The following is a 19,679-nucleotide window of genomic DNA, read 5'->3' on the forward strand; positions in this document are numbered from 1 at the left end:
ATGGTAGCGAGGGGTTGGATCTCGTGGCATTGGTTGGCTTGAAAGTCTTGAGGGCCAACCCCTCACGTGCAAGCTAGTCCCCGGCGTTCTCCCGGGACGTAATGCCGAACGGCGCTGACTGAAGCTCCGTGAAGTTCCCAACACTGGCCCGCACGGTGCACTGCGGGGTGATCTGCAGGGCTGTGACCGTGAGCCCCGAACTGTCTACGGCCAGCGCGCCGCCGCAGCCGTCGGCGAATCGCAGGCCCTTCTCCCCACCGGTCACTGCTGCGAGCATCTGGGACGGTTTGCCCGACGAAGGACTCACATAAAGCGGGTTCAACTCGTCGGCACCGCCCGCCCATACGGGAACCAGGGTGATTTTCAACGGGCTCGGCGTCACAACCCGGGCAGGCGTGCGCACCTCTACGCCCTTGAGGCGTTGCACGGGGTAAGCCGTGCCCTTTACGGCCGGATCCTGGGTCGCGGCTTTGGTTGCCTCGGAACCTGAGCGCAGCCACGCATCGAGTGACTTTTGGTCCGCGGGTGCCACGGGTACCTTGGCGGTTGCCTGGATGGACCCTCCTGCGGGGATCTCCACGCCCGAAAGCTTCCACCCGCACTCTACGTCCACGCCGCTGATGGAGGCCTGGTTCCGGCTCACGGCAGCACCATCCCATGTGGCAGCCGGGCAAGTATCTCCCTCTGCCAACCCCGGGATGACTTCAAGGAATTCACCGGACAGGGGTGCTTTCTGCGCCGAGTAGGACACCGTCAAACGGACCTGCCCGGAGGACGGTTCATACGTGGCGCTTCGTGAAATGGTGAGACCGGTTGGCAGCGCCGGGTCCTGCAGCTGAGCGGAGAGCTGTTGGCCTTGAACCGCAGGTGCTGCCTGCTGGGCTGTGGGGGACAAGAGGAAGAAACCAGCCACCATCGCCACGATCAACAGGACTGCACCACCTGCAAGAAGCAGCGCCTTGCGGGTTCGCCAGAAAGGAGTCGCGTCAGGGGCTTCGGACCGTTCGACGGCGGTGGACGCCACCTCGTCACGGCGTGGCATGGGCCGGACGATCGTGGCGTTGCCCGCTTGGCCGAGTTCCGGGGTTGCGGCATCGAGGCTGGAGGGAGGCGCAGTTGCCAAGGCTTCAAGATCGTCATCGGTAAATGCCCCACGCACCACCGTGGCGTGACGTTCGACGTCGTCGAATTCCTCGGGTGCCTCCCCACGGGGGATCGGTTTGATTCCGGCAAGGCGGGGCGCCAGGCGCCGGAGGGTCGCCGCGGCTTCGTGGGCTGTGGGGCGCTGGTCAGGATCCTTGGCCAACAACCGCTCAAGGACACCCCACAGGGCATCCTCCACCGGAATCCGAGGTGGCCGCGACGAGACGTGTCGGTAGGCGACGGTGAAGTCTGTACCAGGACCGGCGAAGGGAGTCCGGCCGGCGAGGAGTTCGTAAAGCAGAACCCCCGTGGAGTACACATCGCCCAAGGGCCCGGAACGGCCTTGGCTGATGAGTTCGGGCGGCATGTATTGGGGTGTGCCGATCAGGCCGGTCGTTTGACGGATCTTCTCGCCCACGACGTCGGATATACCGAAGTCGGAAACCCGCACATCCCCGGACCCACACTCGGACCACGGCCTCGTGAGAAGCACATTGTCAGGCTTGATATCCCGGTGCGTGACACCTCGCGAGTGGGCAAACGCCAGGGCATCGTAGATCTCGGCTGCGACGTTCACGGCGTCCTGGGGAGGCAGCGGTCCGGCGTCCCTAACCACGTCGCGCAGCGAGCCGCCGGCGACGTAGTCCATGACGATGGCAAGCCGTTCACCTTCAACCACCATGTCGCGGACCGTGACGATGTGGGAGTCCTGCAGGCCGAGCAACACCGATCGCTCGCGGACGAACCGCTCCACCAGGGAGGGGTCATCGGCGTGCTCGGGACGCAGGACCTTCGCTGCCAAGGTCCGGCCGTCCGTGGAGGTAACCGTCCAGACCTCGCCCACCGCGCCGGAGCCCACCCGCTCTCCGAATCGGTAGGAGGCTCCCAACGCCTGACCAGTTTGTGCCATCTGCATGTCTGTACCCTCCCTAGCTGCCCGGGCTTATCGACTGGATCAGCGACATCTGCCCGCCCACCCCTAAGTACCCGCGTCCGGCGCTCAATGCTACGGGCGCCTTTCGCGGAAGAGTGGCACCCAGCAGTTCGCCGTCGTAATTGACGTCCGGCTGGAGAAGCACGCCCAGCCGGGACTTGCGGATGGACTTGGTCCAGTGGCTGTACAGTCCGCGGAGGTCGGCGGCACGACCTGAAGCAATGATGCAGAGCCCCGGAAGTCCGGAGGCCACGATTCCCGCGATGGACTGATCGGTGTCCTCGAACCGCTCGGCGTCGTCGATCAACAAAAACACAGGGGCGCGCTCGATCCGCAGGGAAGCCAGCAACGCCGGAATCTCGTCCGTCCCCACGGCTGTACGGTCCAGATCAGCACCGGCCAACGGTGAGCGGCGGTCGCAGATAGCCCAGACCTGCGCGGGTCCCCGGGAGGTGGCCGCGCCTCGGACAGCATCGGCCAAGGCGAGGAGCAGGGTGGATTTTCCCGAACGGGCCGGTCCGGCGATCAGGGCATGCTCGCCCTCGTAGATTTCCAGGAAGGCAGGGGCCAGGTCCGTTTCGCGGATTCCCACCGGGATGTGCCAAGGCTCAGTTTCGAGTTGTGGTTTCACGCCCAGATCGGCCATGGTGACGTCGGTGGGCAGGCTCCTGATGGCCGTGGTCTTGGCGGGTGCGTCCCCCCAGATCTGCCGCACACGGTCCACGGCCGCCTCCAGGCCGATTTCGGGCGTTGCCACATGCATTTGCAAGGACGTGCGAGGGTCCACGCACCGTCCGGGGAGCGCCGCGGGAACGTTCTTCGCCCGGACGCCCAGCGAGGAGTAGTCGTAGTTGTCGGCGAGCCGGAACAGCCACTTCTGCAGGGTGACCTCGTTCATGACAGAGGGTACGGCCTTGGCACGGGTAGTGGTCACAGCAAAGGACAACCCCAGGGCCGGCCCGTCCGCGTACGCCCGGTACAACAGGCCCAGAAGCTGCTGCCCTTCAAAGTCCTGGAACTCATCGCGCAGGGATGCCAGGCCGTCAATCAGCACCACGGTCCGGCGATGCGTACCCGGCGCTGCCCTTCGGCTTTCCAATTCAGTGTTCAGATGCCGCAGGAAGCGCGCTTGTTGCTCCTTGGCGCCGGCGCCGGTTCCCACATATGCCACCGCGTGGGGCAGGCGCTTCAGTGATTCGAGGTCCCCGGATCCCATGTCCAGGATCATCAGGTCGAGATCTGCCGGATCGGCGTCCTTGGCAAGGGCAAGGGCGATGGACGCGAGGGTGGTGCTGGTACCGGAGCCGGCAACGCCCATCAGCATCAAATTCCCAACGGACATGTCCCACCCGGCCGCGGACTGACGCTGCAGCTCCGGCTCATCCAGAAGGGTGACCAGGACGCTGGACCCTTGCACCTGCCCGACCCTTGGAAGGTCAACGGTTCCAGTCCCTGCCGCAGCGGTGTCCGCCATAAAACCTTCCAGCTCAACGCGTTCGCCCAATGCCTCCGGCCAGACCTGGCGGGGAGGGGCGTAGCCGGCCTCAGCGTTCGCTTCGACAACGGCGTCGATGAGGAGGTCCAGGTCGTTCTCGTCCGCAGCAGCGGACCGGGCAAGTGCCGTTGCGGGCGCGGGGACGCCGAACTGCCGGATGTCCCGGACGTCGACGGCGGGACCGCCGTCGAGCTGCGCCTGTCCGGTGACCAGTGCGGTCTGGACAGGCGTGATGTCGTCCTGGCCAAGCTTCACGAAGGCGCGCCCCATCTGTGCCCGGCCAATGGCGGACGCGGCGGGTACTCCGATGACGTTGTTGGAGTCATCGCGGCTCTGGACACGCAACGCCACGCGGAGGTTGGTGTTGGCGAGGATGTCATCGCTCACCACACCGGCCGGACGCTGGGTGGCCAGGATCATGTGGACGCCCAAGGTGCGGCCCACTGCGCCAATGCTGACAAGCGCAGTGAGCACATCCGGGAATTCCTTGGCCAGCATCGCGAACTCATCGACTACCAGCAGCAGGCGGGGCATCGGCTCGGCCGGGTTCGTCGCCAGGTAGGCACTGAGGTTATCGATCCCCTCGCCTGCCTCCGCAAAAACCCGTTGGCGGCGCTCCATCTCCGCTTCCAAGGCGATCAGGGCCCGGTCTGCGAGTTGCTCATCCAGGTTGGAGATGGTTCCGATGGTGTGGGGGAGGCGTTCGCAGGCTTTGAAAGCGGCGCCACCCTTGAAGTCGACCAGGATGAAGTTCAGTCGGGTTGGATCGTTGCGGGCGGCGAGACCGGCTACAAGGGAGCGCAGGAATTCGGATTTGCCGGAGCCGGTGGTGCCGCCCACCAGACCGTGCGGGCCGTCTTTGACGAGGTCCAGGGTCAGGGGCCCGTTTTCCCCGGTGCCGATAGGTGTGGAAACGCCCGAGGGTGCCTGCCATAAACGGCGCACCGTGGCTGCGTCGGGGCGTTCGTAGCCCAAGAGCCCGGGCAGCCGAACCAACGAGGGCAGGGAGGCGCCGGGGACGCTGAGCTCGGGGTCGTCAAAATGTGCCAGGCGGGTAGCGCATCGCAGGGCCTCTTCCTGGTCGAGGCCCGCCAGGATGACGTCCTCCACGCGGGTCAGGTCCTCGGGCTGGTCCACCGTTGCTGCGGCGTCGGCACCTACCCTGATGATGGTGGTGCAGGAGGCAGGCAGTTGCTCCTCTGATGTCGCGATGACGATTCCAGCCACGCGGGGCGGGCGCTTCTGCGGGTTGACGTGGCCGCCGGGAACGGAGCGGCCCATGCCGAGCAACGCGCGGGCCGGAGCATCCCTGCCCTCGGTCAGCACATCGGAATCCAGGACCACCATGAGCGCCGGGGTGGGCAGTTCCTCCACGGAATCCTTGAGTGTCCGCAACATGGCAAGGCTGGTTTCACGATGCGCTGACATCCAGCGCTCGCCGGTGCTGCTGCCCGTTTGGCGTGTGTGCGGGAGCCAGGACGCCCATTCCCATTCATCGGCCCGCCCGGTGTCGCAGAACACACCTATGGTCAGGTCTGCCGGACCTACATGCACCGCGGCCTGGGCCACCAGGGAGCGGGCCAACGCCAATGCTCCGTCCCGTGAACCAACAATGCCCACCACGCCGGCGTCGGTCAGGTCCACCAGGACAGGGGCGGCCAAAAGTCTTGCTGCCGAGAGAGTTTCCTTGACCTTTTCGTCCGGGCGCGAGCCCGCGGCCCGATCAACTTCCGGCTTCCATGGCACATCACCCGTACCTGCATGCAAGGCCAGGAAATCGTCCGAGTCGGCACGGCGCTGCCACAGTGACGTGGCTGGAAGGGCCGGACGCCGAACCACTGTTGCAGGATCGGGGACCATCCGGTGGCGTCGTGCAGTTTCCACTTCTGCGGCTTTGCGGATCTGCTGCTCAAATTCCTTGAGCGCACCATCGAAACGCTCTGCCTCTTCCTTGAGGCCGCGGGCGTGGCGGCGTTTCTGCTCAAACCACATGCCCACCGCCATCACCGGGCTGAGCATGGCAAACATGGCGAAGCGCATGTCCTTGAGGATCATGACCATCGCGACCGCCATGACCAATGGAGCCAGCACAGTGATGTAACTGAATTTGTTCGCCGGCGGTACGTCCTTGCGGGCCGGGGGAACCAACGGATCGCCGGCCGGGGCGCGCCCCGGCCGCGGTGGCCTGTTGAACGGGGCCGTTGATGCGGGCGTCAGGTTATGCAGGCTGCCGGGGGCGGGAGCAGGCGTCTCTTCCAACGCCGGGCGGAGGAGCAGGACCGTCCCGCCTGCCGTAATGGTGGCCGTTTGCGTGACAAGGACTCCGTCCTCGCTTACAGGTTCCCCATTGACCAATGTGCCGTTGGTGGAGCCGCCATCCAGCACCCGAAGCGCGTCATCTTCTTCGCGGTGGATCCGGAAGTGATCCCACGACGCGCTTTCGGTGGGGAGACTGAGGTCAGCGTGGGGCGACCTCCCGATCAGCATGTCCCGGTTCCGGGGAACGTCCACCATGCCACCCGTCCGCTGACCGCCGGCCAGCGTCAGGGTCCAACCGCGGACACGCTGCGGCACCGGCCACGGCGCACGGGAGATCCGACTGCCTTCCAGCAGAATCAGCTCGGACAGTGGCGTCGCACCACGCACCTCTGATTCATTGACAAACACCGGCTCATCAGGAGCAACCCGTGGTCCGCCGGCGGCCTCCACGAGGTCGGACAACGTGGTGGCGGGCGCGGCACGGGTAACCTCGCACTCGAATCGACGATCGTCCAGGTCGATCAGCACACGCACCGGGAGCTCCTCCTGTAGTGGTTGGTTAAGGGTTGGCTGGTGCCGGTACCCAGACGAGCCGCGGCGCCTTCTCGTCCGCCGGACGAAGACCCAGATCCTGGGGAGAGGCGTAGACCGGAGTTGCTTCAGCGGCCAGCGCCTGCGATCGCGTGAAGTCCAGGTCCGGTCCGGCAAGGCCTTCCCCGGGACCGAAGGACAGGGTGCGCAGCGACGCTGCGACCTTCGACGGTTCCTTGCTCCCGGCCAGTGCACCTGCCCGGACCAGGGCCACGATCGCGTCATGGCTGCGCGCATCAGCGGCCCAGGCGTCTGCAGAGAACGGGTTGTCGTCCGTCAGGTTCTTGATCTCCGGATTCCCTGAGGCCAACCTGATGCCGGAAAGGAAAGCGGACATTCCGCGTCCCTGCGCGTCCTGCTGGAGTGCGATTGCATCGCCCGTCGCTGCAGCAATACTGATCAACTGACCGGAAGCTGTGCCGTCCAGCTCGGAAAGCGAGGACGCGAACGCGGGGCTGGTGGCGCCGTCGGGAAGCACCAGCGGCACTGACACATCACGTGACTGCAGGGCTTGGACCAGCTTCGCCAAACGCTGTGGCGTTGCCGCTGACACCACGACGGCGTCCGCCGGGTTGGCTGTCCGGATGCCTTCGGCGCCGGCCGGCGCATCTTTCGACGGCGGACGGAGCTGGTCGCCTGTACGGATCGCCGCTTCCCGGGCCAGGCCAGCCACGTCGGGGAAGCCCTCAAGTGCCAGTGTGTCGGCGACAGCGACGGACGCGGGGGCCGGTCCGCCGTCGTTGACCAACAACACCCGGTTCTTGCCGTTCAGGGCTTTTTGGAGGGCGCCCTCCACCGAGGCTGCTGTCGGCGCGGTGGTCCAGGTTGTTTGTCCCGGTTCGGACGGCTGTGCGTACGGCAGGATCACCGGGACACCCCGCTCCTCGGCCGCTTTTGCAGCCGCAACGGCCTGCGGACCTGTGCCCGCCACGACGACGCCGGATACTCCCTGATCCGCCAAAGCCGCGACGGCGGCGCGGGCGCCGTCCTCCGTGCCGCGGTCATTCTGGGTTGGGAGGGCGACTTTCGCGCCACTCTGGCCGAAACGCTGAGCTGCAACCACCGCGCCCTGTGCTGCGCGGTTATATTCGGTGCCGGGCTCGCCGGACTGACCGAAGGTCATGACGACGCCGATCGAAAAGTCTGACGGCAGGCCGTCAGCCTTCAGCGCCACGGGAACCGTGGCGGCAACAGGATCGGGCCGCGGCGCCTCCGCCGGGCGGTTCAGCGTCAGGGTCAGGACCACGGCGGCAGCAACCACGACGGCGACTCCCGCAGCGATCAGGGCGAGGAGACGGTTCCGGGGGCTCATGCCGCGCCGCCGATCTTCAGTGTGTACAGGGTCTGGGAGGTCGCACCTTCGGGAACCTCGAGTTTGAACGGTGGCAGTTCGTCCATGGCAGTGAGAGAGGCTTTGAACTGTGCCTGCCGAAGCAGGAGGCCCGCGACATCGCGTGAACGGATGTTGGCGTAGCCTTCTGCGTTTTGGGAGGCCAAGGCCAACTGGAAGTCGGCGGTGTCCGCTTTCGCCGCGCTGGTGGCCATGGAGCCGAGCAAACCTGATCCGTTCACGGAGCGGTCGCCAAGATCCAGCATCACTTTGTTGAGGCTGGAGGCCAGAAGGGCGCTGGCGCCTTCAACGTCGCGGGTGGAGCCTGCGGTGCTGGAGGCGATGTTGTCCAAGGAAGCCTGGGTGCTCTTGGACACTGCGGCCGCGAGTTCACCGCTCTGTCCCAACAACTCGTCCCGCTGCTTGTTGACGGTTCCCTCGGCATCCTGCACAACGTCATCCGAGGTGGTCTTCAGCCCTGAAATGGACCGGTTGAACGCGGTCGTGACGGCCTCGGAGCTGGCGTCCCCGATTTCAGCAACCTGGCGCACCTGTTCGCCCACGGTTTTGTAGACCTCTGCGGCGGTTTCAGCCGAAACGTCGCGGAGTGACTCTTTGATTTTGTCGCCGAGCATGTCCTGCTGCTCTTTCAACTTCGCAAGCGCCGTTGTCACGGAGCCGGAGGAGTCGATCGCTTTGGCGAGGGCAGCGTCCAGGGACTCAAGTCCCTTTTTGGTGCCGTTGACGCTTCCGGTTGCGGCGCCGTCGAGCGTTTTGACTGCTGACTTAACCGCTTCGAGCTTGGAATCGGCATCGTCAAAAGTGGTCCCCAGGGCTGTGAATGCCTGGCCAATCGCCTGGTCAGCAGCGGTGGTATCGGTGGCTGCAAGGACTTCGTCCCAGGCAGCTGACTGGCCCTCCAGCCGGACGTCAAGGGGTTCCTTGAAGCCCGGGGGCGTGTTCAGCTGGGGTGAAGGATTGCCGTTTGCATCGGTCGGTTCGCAGGGAACCGAAGTCAGGTAGGAGCGCAGGCGCTCAACGTCCTTGGCAGAGAGCTTGCCCTTGCCGGGGATGAGGCCGCTGTCAGACAGCTTGCAGAGTTCATCAGCCAGTTTCTGGTTCTGCTGGAGCATGGAGCCGTTCAGCCACGATCCCTGGCCCAATTCGCCCTTGGCCGTCTTGGCACGCGTGGCGATGGCGAGCAATTTTTGCCTGAGGGTATCAACGCTGTTTTGGGCCGCTGTGGCAGCTTTACGGGTCGCGGTTGCAGAGTCAGTGGACGACTTGATCGCCGCCTCCAGCGCCGCGAGTGCCTTGCTGTAATCCTGGGACGTCCCGGAGCCGTCAAGCATCGCACCGAGGTCGGCGCGCACCTTTTCAAGTGCGACGGCGGAACTCGCCTGGTCTTTGATCGCGCCTTCAATGACCTGCGGCTGAAGGCCGGAAACCAGTTCGTCGCCCTTCTGCACCAAGCCCAGAAGAGCACCGGTTACAGTCACAGCCGAACCGTAGAGTGAACACGTCATGGAACCCTGTGCTGCGCACTCGGCCTGGCTCGGGTTTTCGGGACCCATGGTGGCTTTGAGGGCGCTGGCTACGGTGTCCCGGCAACTTGCGCTGACTTTCGCGTAGGCATCCAGTTGTGAAGACATGGTGAGGACGCTGGAGTACACCGTGGCCGCGGGCGCCGCTTTGGCCACTTCGGCGGTGCAACCGTCACCGGTGATGGGAGCTACCGGGGGTGTGGAGGAGGTGTCGCCAAGCATCGCGTCCACGGCAGAGACCGTCAGCTTCAGCTGGGACATGGTGGTGGACTGGGTGGCGTTTGTTGATGCCTCAAGGTCCGATCCCAGAACCTTCAGTTGCTGCTTCAGGTCCTTCATTGTCCCGGCCAGGGCCTGTGAGTTATCGCGGAGCTCGCCCGCTGTCTTGGCTCCGAGGGTTTGGGACGTTGCCTGCAGGTTGCGACGGACCTCGGTGATGGTGGATCCGGCCTTCGCCAGGACCGTGTTGACGTCCGATACCACCGAGATGGTGCGCCGTTGAAGTTCCATCTCCGAACCCGAGCCCGAGGAAAACGCGCTGGCAAGTACTCCGTTGGCACTGAGGTCCGTGTTCAGGCCCGGCTGCACGGCCACATCGATTTCGGGAACCTGGAAGTCTTTCACGTCCGCGGCGAGACGCAGCGTGGTGCTGGCACCGGAGCGTGGGGGAGCGAGCACGGTGGCCCATTGGACGACGGTGGCGCCATCCTCGGTGCTGCTCAGGACACCGTTGGTCCCGGTGGCGCCATCGGCAGAGCCCGGAGTGACGTCATCCGCCCGGAGGCCCGGCAGTTTCGTCGATGCGGCGACGGTCAGTGGCGCGCCCACCAGGGCGGTGTCGGAACGGGCCTGGCCTGCGGCGTCGTACTGGATGGTCTGTGGCTTCACGGTGAGGTTCTCGAGCGTCAGATTGATCTCCACCGGACCGGTGTGGCCCTTGAGCTCGGCGAGGTCGGAGCCCGACTTCTCTCCGGCGCGGTATTGCAGGCTCACACGGACCGGCAGTTCGCCCACTACTTGGGCGGCGTCATAAGTGGCGTTCTCCGCGGAGGATTCCCCCGTCGCAGAGACCGAGATGGTGGTGCCTTCTACCGTGTGCACTCCGGCGGCCGAGGACAGGCCTACGCGGACGCTCTGGAGGAGCTTGACGGGGTTCTCTACCGGCTCGGGCTTGGGCGTCGGGGTGCATGACGTCGTCGCGATCATTCCGAGGGCAACCAATGCGATGCCAAGAGCGCGACCCGGAGGGATGCGACGCCCCGGGTTGTACTGGTTAAAACTAGCCTGCCTGGGCATGGATCGTCCCCCTCATTCCGTTCACGGTGCCTTGAGTATCATACGGGGTTGCGCTGACGAATGGACTAATCGGCGTCCCTGGGCATCACTGCAGGTTACGCAGCCCTGTTCTTTTCCACAGGTTGTTTGTCTGGTTGTTGGATTTATTGGGTGGTGTTGGTAGTTTGGTGGCGTCTGTTACCGGGCTTTGGGTCTGGTTGTGAAGCGATTGTTCTTATTGGGAGGAAAGTTCTATGTCGCGTGTGTTGTCTACTGAGCAGGCCAAGGCTGCTATTGGTCAGGTGCAGTCGATTATTACTGGTGGTTTTACGGATCAGATTTCGGCGTTGGATGCGCAGGGTCGTGTGTTGTCGGATCCGAATGTGTGGGATGGTCCGTTGGCTGCTGAGTTCCGTGGTTCGACGTGGCCGGAGACGAAGGCTGCGTTGGATAAGGCCAAGGAGGAGTTGGAGCAGTTGCGGGGTCAGTTGCAGAAGATTTCGCAGGATATTTTCTCTGCTGGTGGCGGGGCGTAGCTGTTCTTGTTGGTGTGAGTGTGGGGGCCGGGTGATCGTGCTGCGCTGAGGGTGCGGCACGGTCACCTGGCCGCTGCGCTGTGTGGTTGTGCTGGTTTTGGTGGTTTGTTGGTTGTGTTCGCGTTCTTGTTCTGTGGGGGGCTGTGGTTGTGACCGAGTTCGTTGAGATGCCGTTGTTGCCGGATTCCGATGCTGGCCATGGTGGCCGGTTTGTGTATGGGGTTGCTGAGTCGGTGAAGGGTGCTTTTGAGTCTGCGGCGTCGCGGGTTTTGGAGCTTTCGGGGTCGCGGGGGCCGTTGGTGTCGGGGGCGGGGGAGGATTTCCGGGGGCATTTCTCGGAGGTGTTTGCCGCGAACGCGGCCACCGCTGCCCGGGACGCGGAGTCTTTGGCGGCGGCGTTGCGGACGGTGGCCGGGTATGTGGGGACGATGATTTCGGCGGCGCGGGACGAGGATGACCGGCGGCGGCGGAATAACGAGTGGGTGCGGCGGCATAACAACCGGAATTGGCTTGAGCAGTTCGGGGACAGTCTGTGGGGTGAGGAGGCCCGTCCGAATATGGAGCCGGGCAGTGCGCCGTCGTTCCCTTCTCCGTCTCCGGTGCCGGGGTCCCGGGACACTCCTGGTCCGGGGGGCGGGTTCGGGGGTGGGGTGTCCTCGGCGCGTCCGGAGTCGTTGCGTTCGTTCGCGGCTGGCTCGCGGGGCCTGGATGAGGGTGTGGCGTCGGTTCCGGGGTCTTTGGAGGGGGAGTTGTCTTCGTTCGCGGGGCAGTGTTCCTGGGGCCGGATCGAGGCGGCTGGTGTGGTCGCGGCGTTCCGGCAGTATTTGCGGTTGAATGAGGCGGACGCGGCGTGGGCGGTGGTGGTCGCGGATGCGTTCGCTGCTGCCGGCAGCGAGGGCGCTGTTTCGACCCTGTCGGATGCTGCGGTGGGTGAGGCGTTGGCCGCGGCGGGGGTGTCCGGGACCCGGGCCGGGTTGGTCATTGATCCGCCCACGGCGGCCGGGGCGATGCCCACGAGCGGGTATGCGAATGATCCGGTGAACACGGCCACGGGGAACTTCATTGAACCCGAAACCGATTTGGGGTTCGCCGGTGCGGGAGCTGACCTGGCGGTGACCCGGATGTATAACTCCCTGGGCTCCGGCCTGGAGACCCCGGGGGTGTTTGGTCCGGGTTGGGTGTCGGTGCTGGACCAGCACCTGGTCTTCTCTGATGAACGGTGCCGGTGGGTGATGGCCGACGGCCGGGCGGTGGACTTCCCCCGCGAGGGGACCGGCTGGGCCCGCGCGGTCGGGGAGAACTACTGGTTGACCCGGGAACCGGCCGGCGCGCCGCGCCTGACGGAGCTGACCTCCATCCCTGCGGGGGTGTCCGAGGTGTTGGTCGTGACCGATAACCAGGGCACCTGGTGGGCTTACACGACCGGCGGGGTGTGGCTCGGGACCGGGTCAGGACCCGGCCGGACCATCTCCGCCCACCGCAGTGACGGTCTCGATGGTGGTGCGGGGGTGGTTGTCCGGTTGGTGCATGTGCGGGGCCGGTTCGTGGAGTTTGATTACGTCGACGGTGTGGTTGGTGTGGTGCGTTCCTCGGATGGGCGCCGGGTGCAGTACGGGTACGACGCCGAGGGCCGGCTCATCAGTGTGGGCACGGAGGCCGGCACGCGCACGTATGAGTGGAACGAGGCTGGTCTGATCTCCTCGGTGGTTTCTGCTGCGGGTGTGGTGGAGGCCGAGAACACGTATGACAAGCACGGCCGGGTCATCATGCAGCTCACACAGCATGGGCGGCGGACGCGGTTCGCGTATTTGCCGGGCCGGGTCACGGTGGTCTCCGATGAGGACGGGTCCCGGTCCAATTCCTGGGTTGCTGATTCCAAGGGCCGCCTGGTGGGGGTCCTGGATGCGGAGGACCGGCGCCAGTCCATGTCCTACGACGCGCACTCGAATCTGGTGTCCTTGACGGAGCGTGATGGTGCGGTCACGGTCCACGGGTATGACGCACGGGGCCGGAAGACCCGCACGGTGACCCCGGAAGGCGCGGACCTGACATACGGGTGGGACGACCAGGACCGCCTGACGACCTTGGTGACCGCGTCCGGTGCGACCGTGACGTACGAGTACGCTGATGAGCTGTCCCGGGACCCGTCGGTGGTGGTGGACCCGTTGGGTGGCCGGACCAAGCTTCAGTGGCGGGACGGGCTCCTGACCCAGGTCACGGACCCGGCCGGGGTCACGATCGGGTTCGAATACGACGACTTCGGGGACCTGACCGCGACCCGCAACGCCGCCGGCGATGTGGCCCGGATCATCCGGGACCAGGCGGGTCGTCCGGTTACCGCGGTGAGCCCGTCGGGGGCGGAGACCCGGTTCAGTTATGACGCTGCGGGGGTGTTGGTGCGTCGGGTCGACCCGGACGGGGCGGTTTGGTCTTTCGAGCATGACACCGCGGGCCGGATTACCGCGGTGATCGCCCCGGACGGGGGCCGGACCGTGTTCGGGTACGCCCCGAACGGTGAACTGGTGAGCACCACGGACCCGCTCGGCCGGGTTGTGGAGCGGGTGTTTGATGAGCTGGGGAACCTCACGGCCGCGGTGTTGCCGGACGGGGGTCGGTGGGGGTTCACCCACGACAACCTTTCCCGGCTCGTCTCGGTCACGGACCCTGCCGGGCATGACTGGGTGCGGGAGTACGACACGGTCGGTGCGCTGACCGCTGTGGTCGATCCGACCGGGGTCCGGACCGGGGCGGTCACCGACCGGGGGAATGGGACCGCGTCCCTGACCGACGCCTTCACCACCAATACCTTCAGTTTTGATGAGTACGGCCGCCCCACCCGGGTTGAGTCCGTGGACGGGTCCGCGGAGCTGGTGTCCTATGACGCGGCGGGGAACCCGGTCGAGTTGGTTGATGGTGAGGGCGGGTTGACGGTCCTGGGCCGTGACGCGGCCGGGAAGATCACCTCGATCACCTCCCCGACCGGGGCCGTGACCCGGTACGAGTACGACTCCTGCGGCCGGCCGTTCCGCAGTGTTGACCCGGTCGGGGCGGTCACGGAACTGTCCTACGACCCCGATCAGCGGCTCAGGGCGAGGAGACTGCCGAGCGGTGAGGTCGAAACTTTCGCCTACGACGCGTGTGGGCGGTTGACCGCGAGGCATACTCCGGGGGAGGGGACGGCCCGGTATGGGTATGACCGGTGCGGGCGGCTGAGTTTCGCCCAGGATTCCTGGTACGGGACCCGCCGCTTCGAATACAACCTCGCCGGGGAGTTAGTGTCCACGACGAACGGGGTGGGTGGCAGGACCCGGTTCGAGTACGACACCCGCGGCCGCCTCACCCGCATCACCGACCCCGTGGGTGGGGTGACCACCCGGACCTACACGGCCACGGACCAGGTCGAGACGGTCACGGACCCGCTGGGGCGGGTCACGACCGCGACGTATGACCCGGCGGGCCGGCAGCTGTCGCAGACGGACCCGGACGGGCACACGACCACCTGGACCTACGATGCTGCCGGGCGGGAAGCGACCACCTCGGTGGACGGGGCCCTGGTCACAGCCATCACCCGCGACCTTCCCGCCCGCAGAATTCTCATCACCGACCATACGGGCGGGGCCGGGTACGCGGTCGAACACGAACTGTGCTTCGACCGCCGCGGCCTCCTCACCCGCCGCACCACCGGGAACGGGGCCGGGGGTGGGGCGCAGGTCTTGTCGTGGGAGTATGACGGGGACGGGAACCGGACCGGTTTCACCACCGGTGCCGGGACCACCCGCTATACCCGCGACCGCGCCGGGAGGGTCACGGCCGTGTCGAATCCGTTGCTCGGGGATGCCACCTTCACCCACGATGCCTCCGGGCGCATCGTTTCGGCGACCGCCGGGAAGTACGCGCAGTCGTGGGTGTACCGGGACGGGGCACTGGTCGAGCACACCCGCGCCCACGCCGATGACCCGGGGTCTGCTGATGTGACCCTGATCGGGCGTGAGGACGGCGGCAGGATCACTGCCCTGTCCCGGGGCGGGGCCACTACCCGGTACGGGTACGACACCGCCGGGCAACTCACCACCGCCGAAACAGGAACCACTTCTGCGGTGTCGGATGCGGTGTCGGGTTCGGTGGGGTGGGAGTACGACGCCGGGGGCCGGCTGCTCCGCGAAACCACCCCCGCCGGGGCCCGCACCTACACCTACGACGCTGCGGGCCAGCTTCTTGCGGTGACGGAACCTGACGGTTCTGTCACCGAGTACGTGTATGACGGGTTGGGGCGCCGGGTCAGGGTGATCGGGCCGGACGGGTCCTGGACCGAATACGCCTGGGGTCCCACCGGCTACCTCACCGGCACCCTCGAAAAGAACCGTGACGGGGCCGTGGTATCCCGGCACCGGTTGCACGTGGACGCGCTCGGTGAACTCGCCGCCGTGGACGGCACACCGTTGTGGTGGGACACCGCAGCGCCCGTCCCGACCCTCGCCGGTATAGAGACGACCCAGGTGTTGTCCCTGCCCGGCGGTGTCACCGGCATCGGTGACGCTTTCACCGCGCCCGGGTGGCGTGCCGCCCGCCCCACCGACCAGCACGACCCCTGGGCCGTCCTCGGCACCCCCACAACACCCAGCCCCGGTAGCCCGGCAACAAACGGTGCCGGGCCGGCTGCGGCCGGTGTTGGCGCCGGGTTGGGTGGTGTGTTGCCCGCCGGGATCGCCCTGACCGCCGGTGGCGGGATCGGCATCGCCGGACTGGAATGGCTCGGCGCCCGCGCCTATGACCCGGCCACCCGGGGATTCCTCTCCACCGACCCCCTCGCCCCCGTCCTCGGCGCCGGCTGGGACGGGAACCCCTACGCCTACGCCGGAAACAACCCCCTCAACACCACCGACCCCACCGGCCTGCGACCCCTGACCGACGCGGACCTGAAAGCCTACGACGGCTCCTCCCGCGGCGCCCTCGCCGCAGCAGGAGACTGGTGGAAAGATAACTGGGAATACGTGGTCGGCGGTGCCGCTGTGGTGGGTGGGGCCGTGTTGATGTTCGTCCCCGGCGGACAAGTCGCGGGCATGGGATTGATGAGCTTTGGCGCCGACGTCGTCATCCAAAAAGCAACCACCGGCCAGGTCAACTGGGCCCAATCGGCTGCTATGGGGGCCGTCGGCTTGCTGGGCGGTGGAGCACTGGCTGCCGGACGAGCAGCCGCTGCCACGGCTTCCTCTGTTTCCAGGCTGGGAAGTTATGTTGCCGTGAATGCTGGTGTCAATGGTGCCGCCGGTGCTGTTGGAGGCGGGGCTACCTATCTCATCAAACACGGTGGTCGAGTCGACAGCTGGAGGGGTTTAGCCGGGTCTGTTGTCGGAGGGACCATTAGCGGTGCCGTGGGAGGCTTGGCAGGGCCGGCCGGTGGAACGCTGGCGCGTGCAGGTGGCTACGGCGCCTACACTCTGACTGCCGCTGGCGCGAGGCCGACTCTTCAAGCCGCCGGGGCCACTACACTCCTCGGAAGCGGAGGCGCGATCGCTGGTACGGTCACCGACAAGTTCATTTCCGGGGAATCGGTGAGTTGGGGAGACGTCGGCTGGTCCGGCCTCACCGGCGGAGCTCTGACTCATCTGCCAGGCGGGCCCTCGGTCTCCAGTACACTCCAACAAGCAGCGCGGACGAACGTCAGTACTGTTACCGGGCTGATGAGCGGCGGACCGAACTCCCTCGCGCTTGTTCGTTCATCATTATTTGGCGCTACAACAGGATCTGGGCTGGATATAGGCAAGTTTGTGGTTACGGGAAATTAGGTGACGGAGTTCTATGAACAACGGAGAGTCTGCTCAAGTGCGTGGTGCTGGGGGGCCCCGTGAATTTTGGTTGAGGATGTCGATCCCCGCTGTCCTACTGGTGCTTTTGTTGGTTTTGTTGTTCGGATACTGGCCCGGCCACAACGTGACAGCGTCGGCTTTGGTAGTGGCACTGGGCTTGTTGTTGAGTGGCGGGGTGGGGATCTTCACTGGGGCCAGAGGTCCGGGGTGGGCTATATATGTACTCATTGCGCTGGCTATGGGACTTCTGCTCGCGATGCCTGATCCGTGGCGGGGTCTTGCTCTGGTAAGTGTTCCTGTGATGGCTATCGGGTACTCGATGGGCAGGGAGATCGCGTTCCTGCGTGCAGGCATGAGGGAAAAATTTTCGCCGACCACGTGGATTGTTGCGGGCGAGTCCATCTCCGATGTGAACGCTGCCAAGAGGAGCGCGCTTGCACGCCTGGGAGAATGGAAGAGTCTTAGTGATGGTCGATTCCTCGTTATTCTGGGCCACCGGCGCTTCGAGGCCTGGGGTGACGCCAGCGAAGGATATGTTGTCCACGTAATTGACGACGAACGTGATGTATCAACCATGCGTGTACTGACCCGTGTGCCCCACCAGAACGGAGAAATCCCTGTGGCCTTGGACAGGCAGGGCTTGGTTGGATGGGTGCCCCGGAGCGTCAACGTCCCCACGTCGGTGGCAGAACAAGCTCTCGATGGATTCTTCGAGGCCCAAGGGGCAAAAGCTCTAGCCGGATGGGAGTGGGAAGGGGGCCCTCAAGCTCAGGAGCTGCGCTTTCTTTAGAAAGGCGGAAAACGAACTCGGAGTCCGCGCCGCGTCTTGCGAGCTGCGTGGGATCCATCCTCAAGGATTACGCGGACGGCTCACTTCATTCTACGTGCCGCCGCGGCCTCCTCAACCGATAGTCCGCCGGAACCGGGACCGGAACCGGGAACGGGGCGCAGGTCTTGTCGTGCAATGAGCTATTGGTCGGACTGACACTGACCGCCGGAGAAGAGCGTTAGCGCTCAGCTGGTGACCGTACTTGTGTTCCGGGCTCCAAATGGCTTGAGTTGCCAAATGGAGGGTCGGCGGGGAGGTCTAATGGAAGGAAGCATTCATTGGAGAAAAAGACAAGTAGCTACCTGGACATCATGTGTCTATTTGGTGTCTTGGTGAGCGTTGGTATTACTACATTTGTTTTCATGAATGCTCCGTTGAGTGCTGAAGTGGCGTATCACGGCGGATCGATTCCCGCAGTCCTGCTTCTACTATTGTGCGCACTGGGTATACTGATGTTTTGGATTTCTGAACGGCTATTGACGACCCATCCTACTCGTGGCCAGGCGCGCGCGCTGGTTTCTATTTCGGGCCCGGCTACCATTCTGGTGTGTATTTCCTTCCAGGCATTTCTAGCCGTGATAGTGCTGGATGAGAGTGGATATTTTAGGTGAGTAGCACGCTGCTGCTCATCAGTTTGAGGGTCGGGAGGCTTGCCTTGACGACTAACGCGATGCTGGGATAGCTCGAGTCAAGGCGTGCCTAACCGGTGCACCCGGGCAGTTCTAAAGATGCGTGAGGTTTCCACTTCTGACCAGTGGTTATTTGTTCTGCTCATTCAAATTATCTTCTACGGATGAGATTATAGCGGCGCAGAACGATTGCATGTGGAAGACAGTTGTTTGTTGGTTTCTATAGATAGTTTCTGGGAAGGATATGAAGACAGATGGATATTAAGACTGTTGATTCTGCAGGCGGAGGCGTAGCGGAGGTTACAGGTTCGGGCGAGCTGGCTGGTCCTCTATATGGAGCGTCGTTTGGTAAGTCGGTGAAGCGCTTCTTTGCCAAGTATGCGAAGTTCGCTGGTCGCGCCTCGCGGAGTGAGTTCTGGTGGAGTCAGCTTTTCGTTTTCCTGGTGATGGTGGTCCCATACCTCATGATGACCATCGGGTTCGTGGCCAGTACTGCCTGGGCTCAGCAGAACCCTAAGGTGCAATCCATGGGTTTCGATCCGGCCACCGGGAAAGAAGTGTTCTATGAGGCCGCTCCTGGTATTGTGAACGCCCCGACTGGAGGCCTCATGGTGGCAGGTTTCATTCTCGTCGTCGTTCTGGGGCTGGCCATTGTGGTGCCTCAGCTGTCGTTGCTTTGGCGGCGTTTGCATGATGCAAATCTTGCGGGTCCGCTTGCGTTGGTTGGGCTTGTTCCGATGGTCGGCGGACTGGCTGTTTTGATTCTGGCGCTTATGCCGTCCAAGGCGGAAGGCCGGCGCTTCGACCCCCGATGACGGGCGACGGCAATACTCATCCCTGCGTGAACGGCGCCAGACCGATGCGTTCTGGTGCAATTGCGGAACAGTCAGATGCATTTAATCCAGCGCCATCCAGTTACAGGCACCGGTGTGACAGGAAGACGTTGTCCAAGAGTAATAGTCCTTCGGAGGGCAAGGCGCCTGGGCAGAGGTTCCAGAGGGTCTGGTAGATAGTCGGAGTCTTCGTACTGCTCTCGGGTATCTTCGTTCTCCTTATTCCACTTTGGGAATCGATGGCAGTAGAAATCATTCGCTGCGAGGTGGTTTCTGCTGAGCCGCGTACGAGTTCAGGCGGTTCGAGGGGGTCGGCATCTACTGCCGGTGTTTTAGTGCAGACTTCTGATTGCGGAAGCATCTCGGTGTCCCAAGGAGTAACTTTCGAAAACAAAGAGAAGATTGCGTCGTTTTTCATAAAAGGCAGCGTGTTCGAATTTGATCTGGGTTGGTTCTCGCGCGTCGTGATGAAGG

General features: G+C 64.5%; 8 protein-coding genes. 4 read left to right on the forward strand and 4 right to left on the reverse strand.

What is annotated here, in order from left to right:
• Nucleotides 1–73: 73 nt before the first annotated feature.
• The 4 genes from QRM57_RS02210 to QRM57_RS02225 are packed head-to-tail and all read right to left on the reverse strand — an operon-like array spanning nucleotide 74 to nucleotide 10,592.
• A complete protein-coding gene (locus QRM57_RS02210) occupies nucleotides 74–2,053 on the reverse strand; it encodes a serine/threonine-protein kinase (RefSeq protein ID WP_284985405.1) in 1,980 nt (659 codons plus the stop codon).
• 19 nt (nucleotides 2,054–2,072) lie between these two features.
• A complete protein-coding gene (locus tag QRM57_RS02215; RefSeq protein ID WP_284985406.1) occupies nucleotides 2,073–6,365 on the reverse strand; it encodes a type VII secretion EssC family protein in 4,293 nt (1,430 codons plus the stop codon).
• 25 nt (nucleotides 6,366–6,390) lie between these two features.
• Nucleotides 6,391–7,734: a type 1 periplasmic-binding domain-containing protein gene (locus QRM57_RS02220; protein ID WP_284985408.1), complete on the reverse strand. Its 1,344-nt coding sequence runs from the start codon at nucleotides 7,732–7,734 to the stop codon at nucleotides 6,391–6,393.
• Nucleotides 7,731–10,592 carry a hypothetical protein gene (locus QRM57_RS02225; RefSeq protein ID WP_284985409.1) on the reverse strand — a complete coding sequence of 954 codons (2,862 nt, stop codon included), beginning with the start codon at nucleotides 10,590–10,592 and terminating at the stop codon, nucleotides 7,731–7,733. Before QRM57_RS02225 ends, QRM57_RS02220 begins: the two co-directional genes overlap by 4 nt.
• Before the next feature lie 233 nt (nucleotides 10,593–10,825).
• Between QRM57_RS02225 and QRM57_RS02230 the strand changes: the two genes are divergently transcribed.
• The 4 genes from QRM57_RS02230 to QRM57_RS02245 all read left to right on the forward strand — a co-directional run bounded on the left by QRM57_RS02230 (nucleotide 10,826) and on the right by QRM57_RS02245 (nucleotide 19,187).
• Nucleotides 10,826–11,107, forward strand: a complete 282-nt coding sequence (locus QRM57_RS02230; RefSeq protein ID WP_026547649.1) for a hypothetical protein — start codon at nucleotides 10,826–10,828, stop codon at nucleotides 11,105–11,107.
• A gap of 149 nt (nucleotides 11,108–11,256) precedes the next feature.
• Nucleotides 11,257–16,893 (forward strand): DUF6531 domain-containing protein, encoded by a 5,637-nt coding sequence (locus QRM57_RS02235; RefSeq protein ID WP_284985410.1) that lies wholly within the window; start codon nucleotides 11,257–11,259, stop codon nucleotides 16,891–16,893.
• A 76-nt stretch (nucleotides 16,894–16,969) separates the two neighbouring features.
• On the forward strand, nucleotides 16,970–17,704 hold the full coding sequence (locus QRM57_RS02240) for a hypothetical protein (RefSeq protein ID WP_284985411.1): 735 nt from the start codon (nucleotides 16,970–16,972) through the stop codon (nucleotides 17,702–17,704).
• 922 nt (nucleotides 17,705–18,626) lie between these two features.
• Complete coding sequence (locus QRM57_RS02245; RefSeq protein ID WP_284985413.1) at nucleotides 18,627–19,187, forward strand: DUF805 domain-containing protein; 561 nt, start codon at nucleotides 18,627–18,629, stop codon at nucleotides 19,185–19,187.
• The last annotated feature ends 492 nt before the right edge of the window (nucleotides 19,188–19,679 follow it).

It is taken from the genome of Arthrobacter sp. fls2-241-R2A-172 (assembly GCF_030208885.1).
Taxonomy (GTDB): Bacteria; Actinomycetota; Actinomycetes; order Actinomycetales; family Micrococcaceae; genus Arthrobacter.